Source organism: Stenotrophomonas genospecies 3 (genome assembly GCF_054473855.1).
Genome location: NZ_JBTMUR010000033.1, coordinates 2,501 through 4,859, shown reverse-complemented (window position 1 = coordinate 4,859; position 2,359 = coordinate 2,501). Strand labels below are relative to the sequence as shown.

2 rRNA genes (1 of these 2 only partly in view) are annotated in these 2,359 nt (G+C 54.0%); both read right to left on the bottom strand.

The window, feature by feature from the left end:
- A 5S ribosomal RNA gene (gene rrf, locus ACX9OT_RS21745) occupies positions 1-74 on the bottom strand; the annotation flags it as partial.
- A 127-nt stretch (positions 75-201) separates the two neighbouring features.
- Positions 202-2,359 (bottom strand): 23S ribosomal RNA (locus ACX9OT_RS21740) (it continues 720 nt past the right edge of the window).

The following is a 2,359-nucleotide window of genomic DNA, read 5'->3' as shown; positions in this document are numbered from 1 at the left end:
CCATCGGCGCAGCTGCGTTTCACTTCCGAGTTCGGGATGGGATCGGGTGGTTCCACAGCGCTAATTTCACCAGGGAGGCGGTTGGAGCGTCGCCATCCGATACAGCTGGATAAGGCGCCTGCCTCTCGTAGTTCTTGTGACGTAGCGTGCACTTGGATGCTCTTACGACGCTGTCGTAAAGCCAAGGCAACTTGAGGTTATATGGTCAAGCCTCTCGGATCATTAGTATCAGTTAGCTCAATACATTGCTGTACTTACACACCTGACCTATCAACCACGTAGTCTACATGGTTCCTTCAGGGGGCTTGTGCCCCGGGAGATCTCATCTTGAGGCGCGCTTCCCGCTTAGATGCTTTCAGCGGTTATCGCTTCCGAACATAGCTACCCGGCAATGCCACTGGCGTGACAACCGGAACACCAGAGGTTCGTCCACTCCGGTCCTCTCGTACTAGGAGCAGCCCCTCTCAAATCTCCAACGCCCATGGCAGATAGGGACCGAACTGTCTCACGACGTTCTGAACCCAGCTCGCGTACCACTTTAAATGGCGAACAGCCATACCCTTGGGACCGACTACAGCCCCAGGATGTGATGAGCCGACATCGAGGTGCCAAACACCGCCGTCGATATGAACTCTTGGGCGGTATCAGCCTGTTATCCCCGGAGTACCTTTTATCCGTTGAGCGATGGCCCTTCCATACAGAACCACCGGATCACTAAGTCCTAGTTTCCTACCTGCTTGATCCGTCGATCTTGCAGTCAAGCACGCTTATGCCTTTGCACACAGTGCGCGATGTCCGACCGCGCTGAGCGTACCTTCGAGCTCCTCCGTTACTCTTTAGGAGGAGACCGCCCCAGTCAAACTACCCACCATACACGGTCCCCGACCCAGATAATGGGCCCAGGTTAGAACGTCAAGCACGACAGGGTGGTATTTCAAGGATGGCTCCACTGCAGCTAGCGCCACAGTTTCATAGCCTCCCACCTATCCTACACAGACGAACTCAACGTTCAGTGTAAAGCTATAGTAAAGGTTCACGGGGTCTTTCCGTCTTGCCACGGGAACGCTGCATCTTCACAGCGATTTCAATTTCACTGAGTCTCGGGTGGAGACAGCGCCGCTGTCGTTACGCCATTCGTGCAGGTCGGAACTTACCCGACAAGGAATTTCGCTACCTTAGGACCGTTATAGTTACGGCCGCCGTTTACTGGGGCTTCGATCAAGAGCTTCGCCTTGCGGCTGACCCCATCAATTAACCTTCCAGCACCGGGCAGGCGTCACACCCTATACGTCCACTTTCGTGTTTGCAGAGTGCTGTGTTTTTGATAAACAGTCGCAGCGGCCTGGTTACTGCGACCCTCTTCAGCTATAGCTCGCACGAGCCACCAAAAAGGGTGCACCTTCTCCCGAAGTTACGGTGCCATGTTGCCTAGTTCCTTCACCCGAGTTCTCTCAAGCGCCTGAGAATTCTCATCCTACCCACCTGTGTCGGTTTACGGTACGGTCTGCGTAAGCTGAAGCTTAGGAGCTTTTCCTGGAAGCGTGGTATCAGTGACTTCGCCATAAAGGCTCGTCTCGGTGCTCGGTCTTGAAGGATCCCGGATTTGCCAAAGATCCAAACCTACCGCCTTTCCCCAGGACAACCAACGCCTGGTACACCTAACCTTCTCCGTCCCTCCATCGCACTTACGCGAGGTGCAGGAATATTAACCTGCTTCCCATCGACTACGACTTTCGTCCTCGCCTTAGGGGCCGACTCACCCTGCGCCGATTAACGTTGCGCAAGGAAACCTTGGGCTTTCGGCGTGCGGGTTTTTCACCCGCATTATCGTTACTCATGTCAGCATTCGCACTTCCGATACCTCCAGCAGACTTCTCAATCCACCTTCAACGGCTTACGGAACGCTCCTCTACCGCGCATACAAAGTATGCACCCCAAGCTTCGGTTCACTGCTTAGCCCCGTTAAATCTTCCCCGCAGACCGACTCGACCAGTGAGCTATTACGCTTTCTTTAAAGGGTGGCTGCTTCTAAGCCAACCTCCTGGCTGTCTGTGCCTTTCCACATGGTTTTCCACTTAGCAGTGAATTTGGGACCTTAGCTGTGGGTCTGGGTTGTTTCCCTTTTCACGACGGACGTTAGCACCCGCCGTGTGTCTCCCATACAGTCCGTCTCGGTATTCGGAGTTTGCAATGGTTTGGTAAGTCGCGATGACCCCCTAGCCATAACAGTGCTCTACCCCCGAGAGGATACATATGAGGCGCTACCTAAATAGCTTTCGAGGAGAACCAGCTATCTCCGGGTTCGATTAGCTTTTCACTCCTAATCACACCTCATCCCCTACCTTTGCAACGGGAGTGG